Below are 18,969 nucleotides of genomic sequence, written 5' to 3' on the forward strand. Positions count from 1 at the left end.
TCATTTTGTTGTTACTTCGCTATTTTCTCACTCTTTAGACTAAAGACTTTAAAGTTTTCTATGGTCATATGATTATTCACCGTTCTAAAGCCAAAATGGCCTGAAGTATAAGGGTTAGGGTCATAAAAATCAATTATACGTTCGCCATCTCTATAATATTGGACGATTCCATCGTATGCTATGATTTTAATCTTAGTGACTTTGTTAGCCTGAATAAGGTATTTTTTATCTGTAAAATCATGCTCTGGCAACAAAGGCCTTTCGCCATCGCCAGTATATCTACGAAAACGAGTTTTAGAATTGTCATGACCACCAACACCTATATAGTAAAGCCGAAGATTATCATAGTTGGAAAATTTACCACCACGCTTTTCTGAATTAACGAATAGGTCATTAGGGTGCTCCATATCTTGAGCCATCCAAAAACAATTAAGATCTGATACACGGTCTTGCGGGCCATCTTCACCAATAACACAAGCGTCATATGTTATCATAAGCGGACCTTCAAATTTTTTAGTGAGCCAAATAGTACAACCGGCAACATCTGTGATTTCTAACTTTCCATCTTTTACTTGGGCGGTACCTTCGGGCATCTGCTCTACCTTCCAGTTTTCAAGACCCAGTTGAAAAGAATCTAGATAAACTAGTGTGGTACTTGCCGTAAGCGTATCATTAATCTTTACAGTTTCCTCCTGTGCACTTGCTATCATGGAAACTGACATTAGGATGAAACTCGCTACTATTTTACTTTTTATCTTTTTTATCATACTATTTGCTATAAGCCTAACTTATTTTAAGGCTTCTTCCTCATTCAACTTATCTAATTCTTAAATTTTATTTTTTTAAGAATTTCTTCATCGCAATTGACTTATCTAATTCCTTTATCTTGATGTTTCTATAAAATATTTCGGCTGTTTCAGATTGAAATCCTATTATCCCCTCACTAACAGAAAGGTTTGTGCCCATATTTACAATCTTTCCGTTTAGCTTGTGAATAGTATATTCATCTCCCATCACAATTATCTCACACTTATTCCATTCGTCATTTAAAGCATTGAATTCCGCCTCTTTAGAAGCATGAAGTTCATTTTTACTTTGTTCTTTTTTCTTCCCTCCATTCTTTGGAGTACTAAAAGTTTCGCCATCTGCAGAGTACCAATCTAGAGTTGTGCCTGCAGCCCAAAAATCTCCTGTGTGGTTTCTTTCCGTTAAATGGTTATACCGTACTTGATATTCAATGCCCTTAGGCCATACGCTATCATCAAATACGTGGTAATAACAACCGGCATCATACTGCCACTGATCAAAATTGTTCGTTATTTTCTCACCCCACTTATATTCAAATCTAAGAATATATTTACTATATTTTTTATCGGTATAAAATAGGCCATGCGTGCCATTATCACCTGTATTAAGATTTAAACTATCTGGAGAATCTTTAAAAACATGTACAATTCCATCTTCAATAGCGTACACTTTTTTCGCCATCTCCTCATCTCCATTTCTCAACTTAAGATGCCATCCATTCCAATCCTTACCATTAAAAAGGTCTACAAAACCTTTATCGCTAGATTTCTGAGCTTGCAGGTTGCCAAAGCTAATTGCACAAACTAAAGTAGCAATAAGATATAACTGAAAAGAGTTTTTTTGATTTTTCATTTTCTAATATTCTCGTTGTTTGGTTATTTATATTCTATTTCTACTGCGTTGCATTCCCTCTACAGTCTTTCTAGACTTACAAATTATGTCTCAATAATTTCTTCCAGTAATGCAATGGGTTCATGAAAAATTACCTGCAAGTAAAACGGATTATCATTATCTTTTTTGTCTAACCAACTAAAAGCTTTATCCACTACAATCTGACAACTGAAGCCTTCTATTGGACCCACATTCTCCCCATTTCTGACGAATTTTTTGAGATTTTCATGACTAGGCGACGCATTGGTATGCGTAGCGAACCAATAATCGAATCCAAAATAATCTGGCTGCGGTTGGGCACGGTTATTAAAAAGTGAACCGCATTGCCATTTACCCACCAATGCCGTTGAATAGCCAACAGTTTTTAAACGCTCAGGTATGGTTTCTTCTCTTTTTTGCAAATTCACCAAATGACGTAAATCTTGACTCTTTTTAAGACCAGGTATAAAATCATAGATACCTGCTTTATTAGGTTGAGAAGGTTCTTTCCCATCCTGTGCTCCAGCAGACATAACTGACACAATCAGTACCACAAAGGAGAAAATACGAAAGGTCATTTCACTTAAAGTTTATGAAGTTATAATTCAATCGCAATGTAATTCTAGTGATAGAAATAGCATATAAATTATATGCCCTATACTATAACTCATGATTCTTTTCCCTAAAAATAGGGGTTACACAAGGGTTTGATATTCTTAAGGAGTTTAGTTCTATACCCAAAAGCAACGTTTCTGCATAAAACTAACCTTTTATTTTTGCTTAACTATCATGTACTCTCGTGGTTCAGGCAATAAAAGTATTACTCCAAACCCTATAAATACACGTAAATATTTTATTAAGAAAATCTATCAATGCCATGTAATTTTCGCCTTCCTTGCCTCCGTATCTACCCAAACACTTGCATGTTCAAATTCACGTGTGAATATCCATCCATCTGGCTTTACGCGCTTAAAGACACCTGTTGGCTTCCCTAATGGTTTTTGTAATGAAGGGTAATCTACCAGATTGCCATCTTCCAGGTTCCAACCCCAATTCCACTGAAAATACGAATAAGGTTGAGCGCCGATAAGGTAACAGGCTTGATGAAATTCTAATTGATCATGAGACCTTTTCTCTATTCCATCGGTCTTTGTTGCTCCCGTCGTAATATCATTTTTTCCTTTTCCTTTAGCACCAAAACGATAGATTGAAATTTTACCGGCCTCTGCAATGCGGGCCATATCTCCCCATTCTTTAAGTAGGTTTTCTTTATTGGTGACAGTAGCGTTATAATGCTCAAACATAAAAGCATCGCAATGAGGAAAAACCTCTTTTGTTCTGGCGGCATTGTTACCAATCAATATTTTATCTGGCCCCAATTGTTCTTTGAGCGCAGCCATCATCTCACCTTTGGCTTTTGCTAATTCCGCTATATCATCAACATGATAATCTGCATTTTCGTCCACGTTCATACGATCTATAAAAATACCGTCAGCACCCGAAATTTTAACGCCTTCTATAGCTGATGCCACCCACCACTCACGAAATTCAGGGTTTAATGCATCAAAATAGTACGAAAATGCCGGTCCTCTTGTTTTTTCCAAGAGTTTTCCAGTCTTTGGGTCACGTGCCAAAAATTTGGTCAATTCTTCGTTTTTCGCAATGCCATCCGGTGTAAATTCTTTATTAAAACGTGGAAAGGGCCATGCCACATAAGAATTGTAGTAGAACAACACTTTGATCTCAGGCTCAACTTCATGAAATGCTTCCACCTCGTGCTTTGTCCCCAATACCTGGTCACCAAGCAAATTGTATGCGTGAGATTTCTCCATACAGATAAAATCTGTTCTATCTGAAATAAATTGAATCTCTTCAGGCTCCAATACACGATCAATATCACCAAAATGATAGTACATCGGGGTCGTTTCCCAATTGAATTTTGGGAAATAGGACTGTGCATTAAAGCTAGAACCATCACTTGTAAGTAATGATGGTTGTTGCTGTCCGTAAGCGCATAAACTTACTGCAATCAAGCAGAAAATTGTGCTAAATGTTTTTACTGATGGCATTTTAAATAGTATGTTATTTTTCATCTTTAATAGTTTATTCTATTTCAATTTTTCGTAATGTTCCAGCGTCAAATTTCTTTTTTGAATTTTTATAAGTAATAGTAATAGAAACTTCATTATTTAAGAGCAACTCACCTTGTTTTGACTCCAATACCACATTACCCATTTCAGAAGTTATGATAGTATGGCCTTTGGCCGAAACTTCTTTTCCGTTGCCTATAAAAACTACCCAATCTCCGTTCTCTTCATTCCCAAATAAAGTATAGGTAGCGTCACTAGACATTGCTTTATAGTTTGCTTTTTGATGATTAGCCGATGAAAACACGAAATCTTCACGACCGGATTTATGTAGGATATTCAACCCAACAAATTCATTATTCCCGTTTTCATCTTCAAAGCCTGAAATCTTTTCTATGCTTTTTCCTTCGGCAGAAGTAAAAGGTTCATAGACCGAAACGAAAGGTTTTTCCCATGCAGCCCCGTGTTGTCTTGCGGCAAAGGTTAAATAAGGTTCTTTATCTACTTTATAAGGTATACCGTGATTGCCTCTAAATGCTTTGTTCGGCGGAGATTTTATGGAGAATACCTCACGCCCTACTGTGCCTTTCATCCAAAGGTTCATAAAAACATCATCCTCACCCTCGGGCATGTCTATTTTCCATTCAGCTTGGTAATCGTCTTCTAGCTTTACCGATTTTTTATCCCACATATAATCCAAGGCATAAAGGTGGCCGCCAGCAAATGCCATTTCCTCACTTTCTGTTAGCTTCAGTGAATTTCCATCAGCATCCATTACACGCATACTTTGTCCTAGATTATGATAATAGTAATCATGAAATTTATCACCTTTACGCTGTTTTTTAGAGCGAAATACATCAACATAATAACCCGCAGTTTCACCTGTTTTTACAATACTTACCAATCTGCTTTGATCACTCTGCGTTTCGGGTTCTAAAAAGTAAACATCAGAGTAAGTGATGTCTTCATAAAAGCCTTCTTTCTGTTCGGATTTTGGATATTCACCCAAGACATCAAAAGCATGGTAACTTAACATTTCTGTATACGAAGAAGCTCCGTCTACCATAACCGTATTGTGTGCAGGAAACTGCGAGTAATACTCCAAATAAATAGGTTGCAAATAGCCCGCTCCTTTTCCTGGGTCTGCTCCTTGAACAAATCCCTTTCCATACAATTCCATATTAATACCATTGGCATGCATATGGTTTCCTAGAGAACCGTTCAAAGAAACCATTAGTCCATCTTTACCTTTTCCCATACGCTGCACATGCCAACTAACACTTGGAGCATTAAAAGTTTGGGTGATATAATCTTCTATGTTGTGTTCTTTATAGTTTTGATTTAACACTAAAGGTTTACTTGCAAAAAAAGAAGATATTCCTTTAGAATGTCTTTTTCTGTTTTGAGCAGATTCCTCTTTATCCTTAGCAAATAATCTATACAAACCTGTAAACTCTTTTTCTAAATCTTTGTCCCCATTTTTCTGAGCAATACGAATCATATCTTCTATTGCCTCTGTACTTATTGGCCCGTAGTTTGAATCTCCAAAAGCTACAATCTGATTGTTTGGAAATAAATACTGTGGCATCATTTTCACCGCTTTACTCATTACAGGGGTATACGGAAGAATGTTATGATCAAATGTGTTATCGAAATCACGAATAAATTCGGTAAGACTACTTGTTACCCCAAGTGAATAACTAGGACATTCGTTCCAAACCCCATTACTTTCATCATAGCCGTAATCAATAAACTTTGATAGCGACCACTGCCTAGCGGAAGTAACATTTAAGATGTAATTAATATAATACTCGCGACCTTTTTTATCCTCATAGTTTTCATCGTCTTGTAATACCATGGCTGCTTTTAAGATGATGTTGGCTTGATGAAGGTTCCAATTATTTTGCGGTACACCATTTTTTATAACTAGGTCTGTCCAACGTTTTATAGTTGCATCATACATAGCAATATGCTCCGGATGGTTTGCTTCTATGTACGGATGTAAAAAATCATAAAGTATGGCTATTTCACGAAGAATACCTTCGTGTATTACTTGAAAGTTGGTAAAACCAACCAGTGTTTGAATATGTCCGTTTAGCAAATCAATAGGTTCCCCACGGTAAGACATACCTTGCATATAGGTATGGAAAACATCATAGGAAAACTTTGCGAAATGCTCGTCATTTTCAAGCCAATATAAAAATGCTGCATCTCTTGCCAATCCAGTAATCTCATCATTGATAGAGTTTATAATTCTACCTGTTTTCGATTGCTCTACCCACTCAAACGGCTGACCTTCTTTACTCTTATTTGGTAAATACAAACCACGGGGGTCGTCCATATAGGGCAAAATATCTTCTAACTTTGGTTTTCCATAAAGCGTAGTATAATCACGCGAACCAGAAAAACGCACCGTAGGCACAGGAGCCTCACCATCTGCATGAGAATAATCCTGACCATTTATATAAACATTGGTTGCTTTTGTTTTCCAGTACATTTGCAAACGAGATACCATCCATTCCGGATCCTTAACATGACGCTCTACATGTTCGTCTACCTCACCATGCAATCCCGCTAAAACGTCTTTTGCCCATGCTTCTTTTTTGATGGTTTCCTGAAGGTCTTTCTTTTCAGAATTGGTGATGTACAATCGTGGGTAACCTTGTTCTAAATTTTTCGGTAACGGTATATCTGCTGAGTTCTGAGCTGATATATAAGTGGTGAACAAACAGAAACCAACTACCAAAGTAAATGTTCTGATGACAATTATTGATATTCTACTGTTTCTTGTCAACATTTTGGTCTCTTTCTGTATATAATTATTCATCTATAATGGTGTATAGGTAATAGTTAATTTCCCTTCTTTATTCGCTAAACGATAAATACTGTGCGTAATTGGCACTTCAGGTTTTGTGTTCAGTAATCCATTCGCTTTTACTAAGTAATAATGACCTGATTCAGAGTTTGCAATTGCAGCCCAATACGTTCTATCCGATAATTTTGGAGCAGGTCGAAAAGCCTCTTTTGGCAGTACCTTTTTAAGCATTTCTATTTGTTCAGAAGACGGATAGATAATATCACTATCTGCCAATTTTAGATAAGTTGACATATCTAAATACCCAGAAGAAGTTTGCCCTAAAACATCTTGATTGAGAATAACAATCACCGTAAAGCAACATATAAATTGAAGTATTTTTTTCATCATATAGAATTAAGTATTGCCCCTGCCTAAGGGGACAAACTATAATATTGTTGATGGTTAAAAAAAAAGCCAAGAACCAATTACATTACAATGTTATCGGTTCTTGGCTATATATAATATAATATAGTGTTCAGGACATATAAATTATAGCCCATTACCTGTATAATGGACTATAAAGAGGTTATTCAAAATAAAAATCGGTTATTATTCTTCTCAAAATTCCAATGATTTTTATACATCTATTTTTTATATGACAGCGATTTTATATTTGCTTCTGCAAAATAATACTGAATTGTATACTTCTATTTTTTCTTCAATGCTTTGGCAATAGCTTCATTGACCAATGGAGCCATAACGTTATATCCATCAAGATTTGGATGCACACTATCTCTACCATACTCGCTTTTTAAGCCCTTTTCCGCATCTACCATTGGCGTATAATAATCTAGGTAGACTATATTGTTTTTATCCGCATATGCCTTAATTCTTTTGTTCAGTTCAACAATCTGATCAGCAGGTGAAATAGACGGACTCCAAGAGTAACTATTAGCTGGTAATGCCGATGCCAGAACCACTTTAATCCCATTCGCTTTAGCTAACTGAGCCATTGAGAATATATTCTTCGCAATCTGGTCCATTCTGATGGGACCACGGTTACCTGCAAGATCATTAGTTCCTGCAAGTATAACAACAGCTTTAGGGTTCAAATCAATAACATCTGGACTAAAACGCAACAACATTTGTTGTGTTACCTGGCCGCTTATTCCCCTATTGATGTATGATGGATTTTTTTCAAAAAACTCAGGATTGTTTTTGCCCCAGCCTTCGGTAATAGAATTCCCCATAAAAACAACACGTTTCTCTTTTTTAGCAGGTGCTTTCAACTGGTCGTTTGCAGCTTTATATTTTCCAAAGTTAGCCCAATCATCATTGGAGAGTAACGTCATTTTAATCACGGTAGCTGCAGCATCAGGAGCCGTTTTTGGAAGCTGAATGGTCAACCCTTTATCGGTAAGACCTGCTTTCAATTTAGTTCCGTCTGCCAATAAAGTAGCTCTCTGTAATTTTATATCGCTATTGATAACTAGGTTACCATCTTCGGGCCAATCAAAAACATGAGCATAAAGAATATCATCTTTAATTGTATAACGGCCCCATTCAGGTCTGTCATAAGGACTAGCGCTACTTCCGTAAATGGCTTCACCGTTTACATCCGTCCAGTCTCCCATAGCCTTTAATCTTTCTACGCTCTCTGGTGGAAATTGACCAAGACCATCAGGACCTATATTTAAAAGGAAGTTCCCTCCTTTTGATACGATATCAATCAAATTTTGAATCAGCTTTTCACTGCTTTTCCAGTTATCATCTGATGGTTTGTACCCCCAAGACCCGTTCATAGTCATACAAGACTCCCAATCGGAATCGATTCCAGTAGCCGGTATTTCTTGTTCAGGAGTACCAAAATCGCCCGCAAAGTTACCTTCTCGGTCCATTCCTTCCATTCCCATACGGCCCTTATCCACTCTATTGTTTATGATCGTATTAGGTTGAATCTCCCTGATAAAATCATACATTTCCTTACCCATTTCGGTTGTATAATCTGCAATCCAATCGCCATCAAACCAAACTACACCTATATCACCATAATTGGTCAATAACTCCTTAACCTGTGGTTTTAGATAATCTTTAAAATATTCTGGAAATTCAGGATTTACAACGGTTTGGTCTTTTTGACCCGCATTATAATTAGGGAATAAATTGCCCTGAGCCTGAGGATGGTGCCAGTCTACAATGGAGTGATAAAAACAGAAAACAATATCTTGTTTTTTACACGCATCTGATAATTCTTTGATGACATCTCTTTTAAAAGGAGACGAATCCATAATATCATAATCAGATACTTTTGAGTCCCACAGACCAAAACCATCATGGTGCTTTGAAGTAATTACAATATACTTCATTCCGGCATCTTTGGCCATGGCTACCCACTCATCGGCATCAAATTTTACTGGATCAAATACTGGAGGTAATTTTTCATACTCCTCAATAGTATAATCCAATTTATCCATAATCCATTCGGCACCACCTCCGCAAACTTCTCCGTTTCTTTCACCACCCGGAATAGAATATACACCCCAATGAATAAACATACCGAATTTGGCATCTTGCCACCATTCCATGCGTTCATCATCAGATAGTTTTTTTACTTCTTTTTCTTGGGCCAGTCCTTTGCCCGCAGTCAACATCGCAACAAATGCGAACAATACCACTTTCATTATTACTTTCATGTTCTTGTACTTAAGATTACTTGGTTCTAATTGATAATTTATGTTCAGATTGATTTCTAACTACAATAATGTCTAATTTCTCTTGTGTTTTAGATTCCAAAACAACTTTAAAAAAGTCTGTTATTCCTTCAATTTTTTCTCCGTTGGCCTGTACTATTACATCCCCTGTTTTTAGTCCGTTGTTCTGTACTGCTGGGCTTTCTGCCCAAACACTCAGGATAATTACCCCTTGAGCTGTTTTTAAACCGTAGGCAGATTGCTCTTCTTTTGAGGATACATTTTTAAGTTTATTTCGCAACCAGGTCACAACCAGTGTCGTTTCCGTTCCTTTCTCTGATTCATTTTTTAGCTCCGGTACTTCAGGTGTTTTGGCAAGTGCTTTCAACTCGGCCTTTTGCACGCCAAATTTGTCCATCGGGAAATTTTTAAATCCGATTTTGAAAGCAGGCGAATTTTCTAGAACGGAAAAATCAAGATGCGCAGGGTCCTTGAATAATGGATCTCCATAAGCACTGTTCAAATCCCTATCATACACTCTAGATTTCATCATGGTTACTTCATTAGGGAACAAGTTATAATCCAATTCCTTTCCCCAACCGTCTAACCTAATATCTTGATATGACTTTTGGACAATGTTGTGCCGGAATACATCTTGGCTATTTTTGAACCATACATGAGGGTGCAGTGAATTATTGACCATGATGTTATTCTCGGCTACCCTAGCAAATCCTTCCCTTAATTTAAGGCCATTGTTCAACAGCAAATTGTTGTAGATATGATAATTGGAAGACCCATCGTCTAAATCAATATCCCAACCGTGATCACAACGAAAGCGGTTATTACGAATGATGGTAGTATGCACAGCATCCCATTTCCACATATTGGGGTTTGCATCAGTTAAACTATCCATTACACCTCTTTTGGGATGCCAAAACCTATCTCTTCCCCACGAATTGAAAGACCCATGGTCACTGGTCTCCAATACGGTATTGAATACATCATTATACTCTAAAATATGTCCGCCCCAAGTACCATCACCAATATTGATACCCGCTCTAGGCACATCATAAATACTATTATGCCGAACAGTAATATCCATAGCCATGGAAATTTGAACGCCAGCCGTTTGCTTCTCTATTCTGCCTATTCTATAAATGAGGTTATCCTCCACCAAACATTCTCTTGGGTACAGTTCGTTTTTAGGACCCGATACGGTATCCATTTCGGTTACCGAAACAAACTCCTTATAAGTAAAAGCAGGAGACCTCACTGCCGAAGGGTCACCTATAAAAGAAACGGCACTAGCACCAGAATCATGAATGTGATTTCCTTTGATCTCAAGGTTTTTATTATACTTACTTGCCAAGATTACATTGCCACCAAGGTTTGTGAATTCGTTATTGCTCACCTTGCAATTTTCCGTTCCTTCAAAGAAAACGGCTCCACCTCGGTATATCATCCAATCGCTTCTTAAGAGAGGCTCGTATTCGTCCATAAAGGTGCGTTGCGAATTCTCAAATTTCACCCCTTCTATGGTGACATTCCTTACCGGGTTCTCTAAGGTACCCGTAAGCTGAATTAGATTTTTTAATACCGAAACCTCCAATTGAGCTGTATTCAAATCCGTACCCTCCAAAGGCCAATAGTAGAGCTTGTTTTCCTCTGTATTCAAGTACCATTCTCCCGGGCTATCTAGTTCCTCAAAAACATTCTCTACCATGCGGAATTCTTTGTGCGGTTCTGACGCTCTATTATTTTGATGCCCGCCTTCAAAAATTGGATTCCCCTCGGCGTCAAGACCTGTAATACGAAAATGAAAACCACCCCATCTACCACCGTGTAAAGCATGAAAATATGCTCCAGCGGGGTTCTCCCATGATGCCACACGTTCTTTAGACAAAGCATCTTCCGCATAGCCTTGCCAGTACTGTGCAGTTTCGTCGTAATTGGGATATCGGGCTAAAACCTGTGGTTTGCCATTGACCATAAATTGGTCGAAACTTGAGGCTTGATCTACATTGGCTACATACATATGGTCTTCATATTTCTGCCAATTCAACTGTATGGGAACAGCCCCTTTTAAAGTAACTTCTGAAGCTCCCGAGCCTTTAATAGTCAAATTACTCAATGAAGCGGGTATTGTAATTGGCTTAAATAAGTAATACGTTCCTGGAAGGATATTGATAATTATATGAGCTTCTGGGCTATCTTTTTTTAATTCCGATGCTTTCTGAATTGCCTCTTCTAAAGTTTTATAATTAATCTCATCTGTCTTTTCATTTTCTTCTGATTTAGAAACATAAATCTCTATGGTTTTCTCTTCTTGAGTACACGAAAAAAGAAGAGCCATAAAGCCGACCAGGAAAAGTATTTTATTGAGTTTTTGCATGTTTTTTTGATTTGTTTAATAGGTAATCAAAACCTTATCATACTCTTTGGAAAGCTTAAACACGACTTGCCCTGAGTTGTTCCTGTTAGTTGTTCCCTTTCTGCTGGCTACGAGTTTCCCTCCTTCGAACAATTGTATTTTAGGTTGGCTTCCCTCCTTTGGTAGAGGCATATTGATGGTTATAGGATTGTCATTACTTACCGCATACCCATTCGTAGTTTTTTCAAGCGAAAACGAAAATGGTCTACCCGATGAAACGATATCCCACCCGTGCGATTCAAATTTTTCCATTCCGGATAAAAACATGAATGCGATATCGGCCTCATTATTGGTCAATCGCAATACGGACAACAATCCTTTTTGATAGAAACCTTCTTTGGCTGCAATATCACTTTCAGATGCATTTAAAACGATCCGATCTAAAGTGACTTTATCACTTAGCGAAACATCAATAATCTGCGTATTGGGATACGCTGTTAAAGATGAAAAAGACACATTTGCTATGGGATTAGTTTCCCCTTCCATAAAAGGATTAAATATTACCGCAAACGGATTTCCCCAAGCCGCTTCATCTCTTTTTAAAATTAATGTAGGTATGGGTTTTTCAAGAACTTCTTCGGGAGCAGTACCCTCACTAAGGGCATTAGATTTTGGCGAATTGACTTTGTATAAAGTTTGATTTTCGTTTCCTTTTACCCACAGTTTCATGAAATTATCGGCCTTTTCACTACTTTTTAGCGTAAAAACGGCTTGAATATTACCAGAATTGACCACTTTGCTTTTATCCGTAAAATAATCGTAACCTTTTAAATCCCCCTTTTGAGAAGATAAATCATCGGTTGAAACCGTATTTAAAAGATTCTTTTTTGCATCAAAAATATCTAATGATTGCCCTAAGTTATGATAGATATATTCGTGCTTCTGCTTCCCTCCTTTTTGCTTTTTAGAGCGAAATACATCGATTACATATGGTTTTTGACTTTTGGAAGCGATTACTGCCGTAAAACGCTGTTGATCTGAAACCGTCTTTGGTTCAACAAAGGATACGTTTGAAAAAGTTACTTTATCAAAAGAAGGTCTTTCTCCTGATTTAGGAAATACATTTTCTAGCTTAAAAGGAAAATAAGTCCGCATTGCTGCATAATCAGATTTACCGTCTACGACTACCGTATTATGTGCCGGAAACCGTGAATAGAACTCCCTATGATCTGGATGCCAGTAACTAGAGCCACGCCCCATATCCGTACCCAACACATAATTGTTCGCATACAATTCTAATGAAATACCATTGGCATGAGCATGATTGCCAAAAGACCCCACTGTGGATGCCATTACAGCATTTTCAGCCTCTCCCATTCGTTGATTGACCATACTAACATTAGGCGCATAAAAAGTTGGAGATATGAGCTTATCTGTATTTATATCTTCAGAATTACTATCAATCAAATTATCTGTATAGAAAAACAACTCAAAGAAATCTTTTGCTTTTCGGTCGTACGAACCATCATTTACCTTTTGGGACAAAAGCCCTGATATCAATTTTTCTTTATCTTCTTGACCGTACTTTTTATAGTTTGAAACTAAAAGCTCAAAATTTTCTGGCGGCAACATTTTATGATGTGAATCTCCAAAACCAACCATATAACCACTTGGAAACAAATACTGAAAAGAGGCTAAGGCTGCCCTTTCTACTATAGGATAATTAGCAAATTCATTGGCATTCGTTGCATGATCTAACAAAGTGAAGATTCGTAAAAAGGTAGTAATCACATGCACTGAATATGATGCACACTCAGGCCACATGGCATTTTCTTGGTCATATACCAACAGACTTTCTTTGATAGCTATTTGCCTATCCGTAGAAATATTAAAAGTATGATCTAAAAAATACTCTTGTCCTTTTCCGTTCTTATAATTTTCGTTCCCCTCTAAAACCAAACCAATATAGGTAAGAAACCTAGCTTGGAATAAGTTCCAATTATTATCAGGAATTCCCTTATTGATTATTTGGTCTCCCCATTTCTGAAGCACAGCTACAGAAGTGTCTAACTTTTTATTATTCGTCTTAAAATAGTTGAATAGAAAATCATAGGTAGTAACCAAGGAAACCACAATACCTTCATGAATAACTTCAAAAGTAGCAAGGCCGGATATGTTGGCCTGTTCGGATTTTTCTAAGTCAATAGGAGCATCTCTATAATACATTCCCTCCATATAGGTAAAGAAAACAGGAGCCGCAAAATCTGCATACTTTTGTTCACCAGTAAACCAATATAAAAAAGCAGCATCTGAAACCAATTCCATTATCTGCTCATTGATCTTATCTATTGCAAAACCTGATTTGGAAGGATGTACCCATTCCATTTTCCCGGTTTCCTTGTGCTTTAAATACAGACCACGAGAATCATCCAAATAGGGTTGTACATCTTCTAACTTGGGGCGCTCATAATCTGTTGCCCAATCTCTTGTACCAGAATATCTAACTGTAGCCACAGGAGCCTTTCCTTCTGAATGCGAAAAATCTCCTCCCTTTAGAAAAACTTTAGTATGCTTAGTGTTCCAGTTCATTTGAAGCCTTGAAACCAACCATTCTGGGTCATTCTCCCAATAGGTAATATACTTTTCTAAACGCTCCTTCTTTTTAACAACAAGTTCCTTTTTCCATTCAACGTTTTCAACCGATTTTACAAAGACTTCCTTTTCTTGATCGGTGACGTAAATTCTTGGGTGTTCTGTTGTTTGCCCCGTAACAATGATTGATACAAATAGAATACATGCCGAAATCCATACTTCTTTCCTTTTCATTCTCTTCATCATCTTTCTAAAATTCATGGGTGTTCTATACCGTATCAATCAGTTACCTCAAGGACTTTTCTAATTTAATATTGGTTAGGGTGTTCGTAATCCCCTATTCTGTGATATACATTCCTTTTTAAAGGTATCTGCATACCATCGCTATTCTCTAGCCAATCATAAAGGCTATTGGCAAAATCCTTTATCATGGGTTGTAATTCTGGTTTGTCAATAAGGTTTACAATTTCACTAGGGTCATTCTCTATATCATAAAGCTCGTTCGTATCCCAAATACCATTGTAGCGTATGTATTTATATTTATCTGTTCGTACACCAAAAACCGTTGGTGTCATTGGAAAATCGTACTCAAAATAATACTCGTAGAATATCTTATCGCGCCATTTATTCTCATCCCCTTTAAGCAATTGAACAAATGATTTACCTGGCATATAATCCGGCTTTTCTAGTCCCGCACACTCTAAAATAGTTGGCGCTACATCTACATTTTGCACCATTCTTTCTATAGTCTGCCCTCCTTCAAAAATTTCTGGACAACGCACCAACATCGGTACTTTAACCGACTCTTCGTAAAAATGACGCTTATCTATCAAACCATGCTCGCCCCAACTAAATCCATTATCACCCATATAAATAACCATGGTAGACTCATCAAGACCGTTGGCCTTTAACCATTCCATAACGGTTCCTACACTTTCATCAACACCCATTAAAGTTTCGCAATACCGTTGTACCAAATCATCAAAAGTACCTTCTGCCTTTCCGTGATACATGTAATCTACACCATGCCAGCTATCTCGTTGTTTTTTAACCCATTCTGGCCAATTCAACTTTTTATAAGCACTACCAATAGTTTGCGTATACGAGTCCGGTTTCACTATTTTTTTACCCGCATACATACCTTCATGACGCTTGGCTGGCTTAAACATAGCATGAACTGCCTTATGAGAGAGGTACATGAAAAATGGTTTTTCAGCATCTCTATTATCTAACCAATCCACTGCGTGCTCGGTCAACAAATCTGTTACGTAAGTCTCTTTATCGTATTGCGTATTTTTTCCGTTGATGTTAAGATTGGGCGCATAGTAATCTCCTTGGCCAGCAAAACTTTCCCAATGGTCAAAGCCAGGTCTTGGATTGTCATTATGGTCTCCCATATGCCATTTCCCAAAAAAGGAAGTTTGGTATCCTGCCTTCTGAAGGTACTCTGGAAAAAACGTTAGATTGCCAGGGTTTGGAGCTACATTATCTACAATCGTGTGTACATGTGAATACTCTCCCGTTAGAATACTAGCCCTACTTGGCGAACATAAAGACGTTGTTACAAAGGCATTTTTCATGTGTGCACCTTCTGCCGCCATCTTATCCATATTAGGAGTCTTTAGCCACGGCACCTTACCTGTAAAGCCCATAAAATCATAACGGTGATCATCTGTTAAGATGAAAATTACATTCCGTTTCTTTTGGCCCTTAACCTTCTTTAAATTTAGGTTGGTTTTTTTAATTTTTTGAGGTTGCTGAAATCCAAAACTAGGGTTTGGCGATAAGAGCAACATGGTAATAACAAAGACAAAAATTCTACTTTTCATATATGGTCTGATTTGTAATTAATTGGTTTTTTGAATACGCATAGCGAATCCGCTATTTCTTTCAATGTTCAATTTAATTAAACTATTTGAATCCAATTCTTTTTCCTCGATCTTAACGTGTGTTCTCGTTTGTACCATTCTATCATCTGTATACAATTTTGCCTTATAAGGGGTATTTTCATCTAAAAAAGAAAAATCAAGTTCAACGGTTCTTCCTTGATTTCCGTTGATACCACCAACAAACCAGTCGTTCCCTTTTCTACGAGCAATCACTCCTATTCCTCCTATTTGTGCTTCTAGTACCTTGGTTTCATCCCATGTGGTAGGTACAGCATCAAAAAACTCCAATTCCGGTTCGTTTCCTATATGTCTTGTATCTCCCCAAAGACCATCATTCTTTTCCGGAGAATCCAAAGGTTTATCATACCAATACAGAAATTGTAACGGACTAAAAATACAGACGGTTTTTGCCAGTTGAGAAGCATGTGACCCCATTACATCTACCCTAGAATTGTAATAACAAACCGTATTATCTGCAGCACCGGCCAGCATTCTTGTAAACATCGTTATTAAAGTATGCTCATTGGTTACTGTAGTTTCATCACCAGCAATTCCTTCTTGTGTTAAAAAATTAGGGTATGTTCTTGAAAAACCTGTTGGACGATACTCATCATGCACATCAACTACCATTTTATAACTTGCCGCTTTTTTTATAGCCTCATGTAGCCATGCCGTTGCATCTTGGTCTCCTACTCTAACAAATCCGAATTTAATACCTGCCACTCCCCATGATTGGAAAAGTTCTAGAACTTCATCTAATTGTTTTTCAAGGGCACGTCTATTGACATATAGGATGACACCTATGTTTTTGGTTTTACCGTAATCAATTACAGCTTTTAGATCTAATGGTCCTTTTGAACGATTAGGGTCTACCGTAATGGTTGTCGCATCAGATGAATCATACATTTCATTCCCGTACCAACCAGCATCAAATAACACATATTGCATATTATGATTTGCGGCGAAGTCTACGGTAACATATCCACCTTCTGTAGTTAATGTCGCTTCTCTGATTACCTTCCCTGGTTTAATCCAAGATTCATCATTTATTTCAGAAGCATCGTTCAAGTTTTGAATGATGGAATTATTGGTTAATAATTGCCCTTCATTTTCTGCCATCATTACTACACGCCAAGGCGATTGAAATGGCAGCTTTTTATGAACTTTCATCATATTTTCATGCTGTTCAGAGATTACCGCGCCGGTAATGGTATCCTGTTGCTGCTCACCCATCTTACTGTCCAAAGAAGAAACAATACTAAATTCTGAACTTGAACCTTTATCAAAGCTAAGACGAGCAAAATCTACCAATTTAGCTTCAGCTAAGGCGACCATTAAACTGTCTCCCATTTCTATAACTAATGGGCGTTCACATCCTTTTTGTAATTGTGATATCGGAATCTTTCTATATTCTCCTTGTGCGGTTAAAACACCCTTTTCTCGTTTTGGTGTTGACCACAGTTTATAGTCCTCTTTAAAATTATAATTGATTTTTTCGTCTAAATCAATTTCGGTAATTCCGCCTTGCTCGAGTATTTCATACGCCAAAGCAATACCCTCATTATAGGCCCTAACAATTAAACTTATTTGATTACCACCCTTATCCAAAAGAACCTTGAGCTGGTTGTAGTTGTCATGAAAACTACTATTATCAAGAAAATTTGAATGCCACGTGTTTGATTCGGAAGTATGTTCTGTACTCAATACAGACAAAGAGCCGCTAAAAGGCAACTGCTCTGATATAATTTCTAAAGTTGATGGTAATAAGACTGAGTTTCCATTATAAAAAACAGTAAATTCTATTTGGTCATTTTCTGTTGTAACGCTTATTTTTTTAGTTCCGTCAGGCGATTTTAATTCAGTTTTCTCAGATGAAGAACATCCCAAAAATATCACTAAGATTATAAGAACCAGAATCTTATATTTTAGAAAATGTAAAATCTTAATCATTTTGGCTGTTTATAATTTAATCTGGCTTTTTGACTTTTAAATTAAATTCTAGGCTTCCCTTTTAAGTATCCCATAGATTGAAGAAATTTATCGGCTTCCCTCGTAGTCTTAATATAAAACTCACCGTTACTTCTGGGTTTATTAAAAAATCCGTGGGTTTGACCTTCGTATAAAAAGAGGTCACACCTGCTTCCTACTTCCTCCATTTTTACTTTATATTTTTCCATTGTCGATACTGGTATTAAAGCATCTTTTGTTCCTAGAAAAATTATGGTAGGCGCAGTACCCTTCTTAATATTATGCTTTGGAGATATCTCCATATGACGGCCGTTCATTCGTTCGTACTCAAACCCATCAGGTCCATTATCAATTACTGGATTGTAAAGCACTAAAGCGTTAGGTTTTGCACTTATAGAAAGGTCATCTGTAGATTCATCTAATCCTTCTAAAGTTGCCGTTGCTGCTGCCAAATGACCGCCAGCAGAACCTCCTGAAGCTACAATTTTATTAGGGTCTATTTGAAATTTAGCTGCATTACCTCTCACAAACCTAATAGCCGATTTTGCATCGCTTACGGCTTCAAATGGTGTAGTCTGATGTCTTGATTTCACACGATAGTCAACCAAAAAACCAACCATACCCCTAGAAGCGAAGTATTTTGCCTGGTCCTCAAATTGCTTTGTAGTTCCGCCGTTCCATCCGCCTCCAAAAAAGAAGACTATAGCAGGATATTCCTTGTTTGGTTTTAGGTTTTCAGGATATAGCACTTGCATTTTTAGCGTATCTCCTTCAATAATTTTATAGATAATCTCATCAGGCAAAGATGGAATTGACGCATTGCTTTCTTGGCTGCTTGCTGTGGCCAACACCAAAAACATTAATACAAGTAAGACTTTATTTTTAAAGTTTTTCATTC

The 18,969-nt window shown here is 37.3% G+C and carries 12 protein-coding genes; all 12 read right to left on the reverse strand.

All coding sequences use genetic code 11. The features are described 5' to 3' along the window. Positions 1–11 precede the first annotated feature (11 nt). Positions 12–767, reverse strand: a complete 756-nt coding sequence (locus HW347_RS09640; protein ID WP_214611689.1) for a DUF6250 domain-containing protein — start codon at positions 765–767, stop codon at positions 12–14. A 67-nt stretch (positions 768–834) separates the two neighbouring features. Continuing rightward, the gene (locus tag HW347_RS09645) at positions 835–1,659 is read right to left on the reverse strand and encodes a 3-keto-disaccharide hydrolase (protein WP_214611690.1); all 825 of its coding nucleotides are present in this window, start codon (positions 1,657–1,659) and stop codon (positions 835–837) included. Between the two features lie 83 nt (positions 1,660–1,742). Then, positions 1,743–2,255, reverse strand: a complete 513-nt coding sequence (locus HW347_RS09650) for a sulfatase-like hydrolase/transferase (RefSeq protein ID WP_214611691.1) — start codon at positions 2,253–2,255, stop codon at positions 1,743–1,745. Positions 2,256–2,546: 291 nt separating this feature from the next. After that, positions 2,547–3,770, reverse strand: coding sequence for a putative glycoside hydrolase (locus HW347_RS09655; RefSeq protein WP_214611692.1), 1,224 nt, complete (start codon positions 3,768–3,770; stop codon positions 2,547–2,549). Between the two features lie 10 nt (positions 3,771–3,780). Further along, positions 3,781–6,591, reverse strand: a complete 2,811-nt coding sequence (locus HW347_RS09660; protein WP_214611693.1) for a heparinase II/III family protein — start codon at positions 6,589–6,591, stop codon at positions 3,781–3,783. Next, the gene (locus HW347_RS09665; RefSeq protein WP_214611694.1) at positions 6,592–6,969 is read right to left on the reverse strand and encodes a hypothetical protein; all 378 of its coding nucleotides are present in this window, start codon (positions 6,967–6,969) and stop codon (positions 6,592–6,594) included. A gap of 299 nt (positions 6,970–7,268) precedes the next feature. Beyond that, positions 7,269–9,254: an alpha-L-fucosidase gene (locus HW347_RS09670; RefSeq protein ID WP_214611695.1), complete on the reverse strand. Its 1,986-nt coding sequence runs from the start codon at positions 9,252–9,254 to the stop codon at positions 7,269–7,271. Between the two features lie 16 nt (positions 9,255–9,270). Then, complete coding sequence (locus HW347_RS09675; protein ID WP_214611696.1) at positions 9,271–11,643, reverse strand: PDZ domain-containing protein; 2,373 nt, start codon at positions 11,641–11,643, stop codon at positions 9,271–9,273. Positions 11,644–11,658: 15 nt separating this feature from the next. Further along, entirely contained in the window at positions 11,659–14,448 is a 2,790-nt protein-coding gene (locus tag HW347_RS09680) for a heparinase II/III domain-containing protein (RefSeq protein ID WP_214611697.1), read from the reverse strand. Positions 14,449–14,522: 74 nt separating this feature from the next. Continuing rightward, positions 14,523–16,043: a sulfatase family protein gene (locus tag HW347_RS09685; RefSeq protein WP_214611698.1), complete on the reverse strand. Its 1,521-nt coding sequence runs from the start codon at positions 16,041–16,043 to the stop codon at positions 14,523–14,525. Between the two features lie 18 nt (positions 16,044–16,061). Further along, the gene (locus HW347_RS09690; RefSeq protein ID WP_214611699.1) at positions 16,062–18,053 is read right to left on the reverse strand and encodes a glycoside hydrolase family 97 protein; all 1,992 of its coding nucleotides are present in this window, start codon (positions 18,051–18,053) and stop codon (positions 16,062–16,064) included. Positions 18,054–18,094: 41 nt separating this feature from the next. Continuing rightward, on the reverse strand, positions 18,095–18,967 hold the full coding sequence (locus HW347_RS09695) for an alpha/beta hydrolase (RefSeq protein ID WP_225901889.1): 873 nt from the start codon (positions 18,965–18,967) through the stop codon (positions 18,095–18,097). Positions 18,968–18,969: the final 2 nt, after the last annotated feature.

It is taken from the genome of Zobellia barbeyronii (assembly GCF_018603515.1).
Lineage (GTDB): Bacteria > Bacteroidota > Bacteroidia > Flavobacteriales > Flavobacteriaceae > Zobellia > Zobellia barbeyronii.

What these genes read in the sequence shown, in the direction of transcription:
- HW347_RS09690 (WP_214611699.1), bottom strand. Translation starts at nt 18,053, where the DNA reads ATGATTAAGATTTTACATTTTCTAAAATATAAGATTCTGGTTCTTATA.
- HW347_RS09675 (WP_214611696.1), bottom strand. Translation starts at nt 11,643, where the DNA reads ATGCAAAAACTCAATAAAATACTTTTCCTGGTCGGCTTTATGGCTCTT.
- HW347_RS09670 (WP_214611695.1), bottom strand. Translation starts at nt 9,254, where the DNA reads ATGAAAGTAATAATGAAAGTGGTATTGTTCGCATTTGTTGCGATGTTG.
- HW347_RS09655 (WP_214611692.1), bottom strand. Translation starts at nt 3,770, where the DNA reads ATGAAAAATAACATACTATTTAAAATGCCATCAGTAAAAACATTTAGC.
- HW347_RS09695 (WP_225901889.1), bottom strand. Translation starts at nt 18,967, where the DNA reads ATGAAAAACTTTAAAAATAAAGTCTTACTTGTATTAATGTTTTTGGTG.
- HW347_RS09650 (WP_214611691.1), bottom strand. Translation starts at nt 2,255, where the DNA reads ATGACCTTTCGTATTTTCTCCTTTGTGGTACTGATTGTGTCAGTTATG.
- HW347_RS09660 (WP_214611693.1), bottom strand. Translation starts at nt 6,591, where the DNA reads ATGAATAATTATATACAGAAAGAGACCAAAATGTTGACAAGAAACAGT.
- HW347_RS09640 (WP_214611689.1), bottom strand. Translation starts at nt 767, where the DNA reads ATGATAAAAAAGATAAAAAGTAAAATAGTAGCGAGTTTCATCCTAATG.
- HW347_RS09685 (WP_214611698.1), bottom strand. Translation starts at nt 16,043, where the DNA reads ATGAAAAGTAGAATTTTTGTCTTTGTTATTACCATGTTGCTCTTATCG.
- HW347_RS09665 (WP_214611694.1), bottom strand. Translation starts at nt 6,969, where the DNA reads ATGATGAAAAAAATACTTCAATTTATATGTTGCTTTACGGTGATTGTT.
- HW347_RS09645 (WP_214611690.1), bottom strand. Translation starts at nt 1,659, where the DNA reads ATGAAAAATCAAAAAAACTCTTTTCAGTTATATCTTATTGCTACTTTA.
- HW347_RS09680 (WP_214611697.1), bottom strand. Translation starts at nt 14,448, where the DNA reads ATGAAAAGGAAAGAAGTATGGATTTCGGCATGTATTCTATTTGTATCA.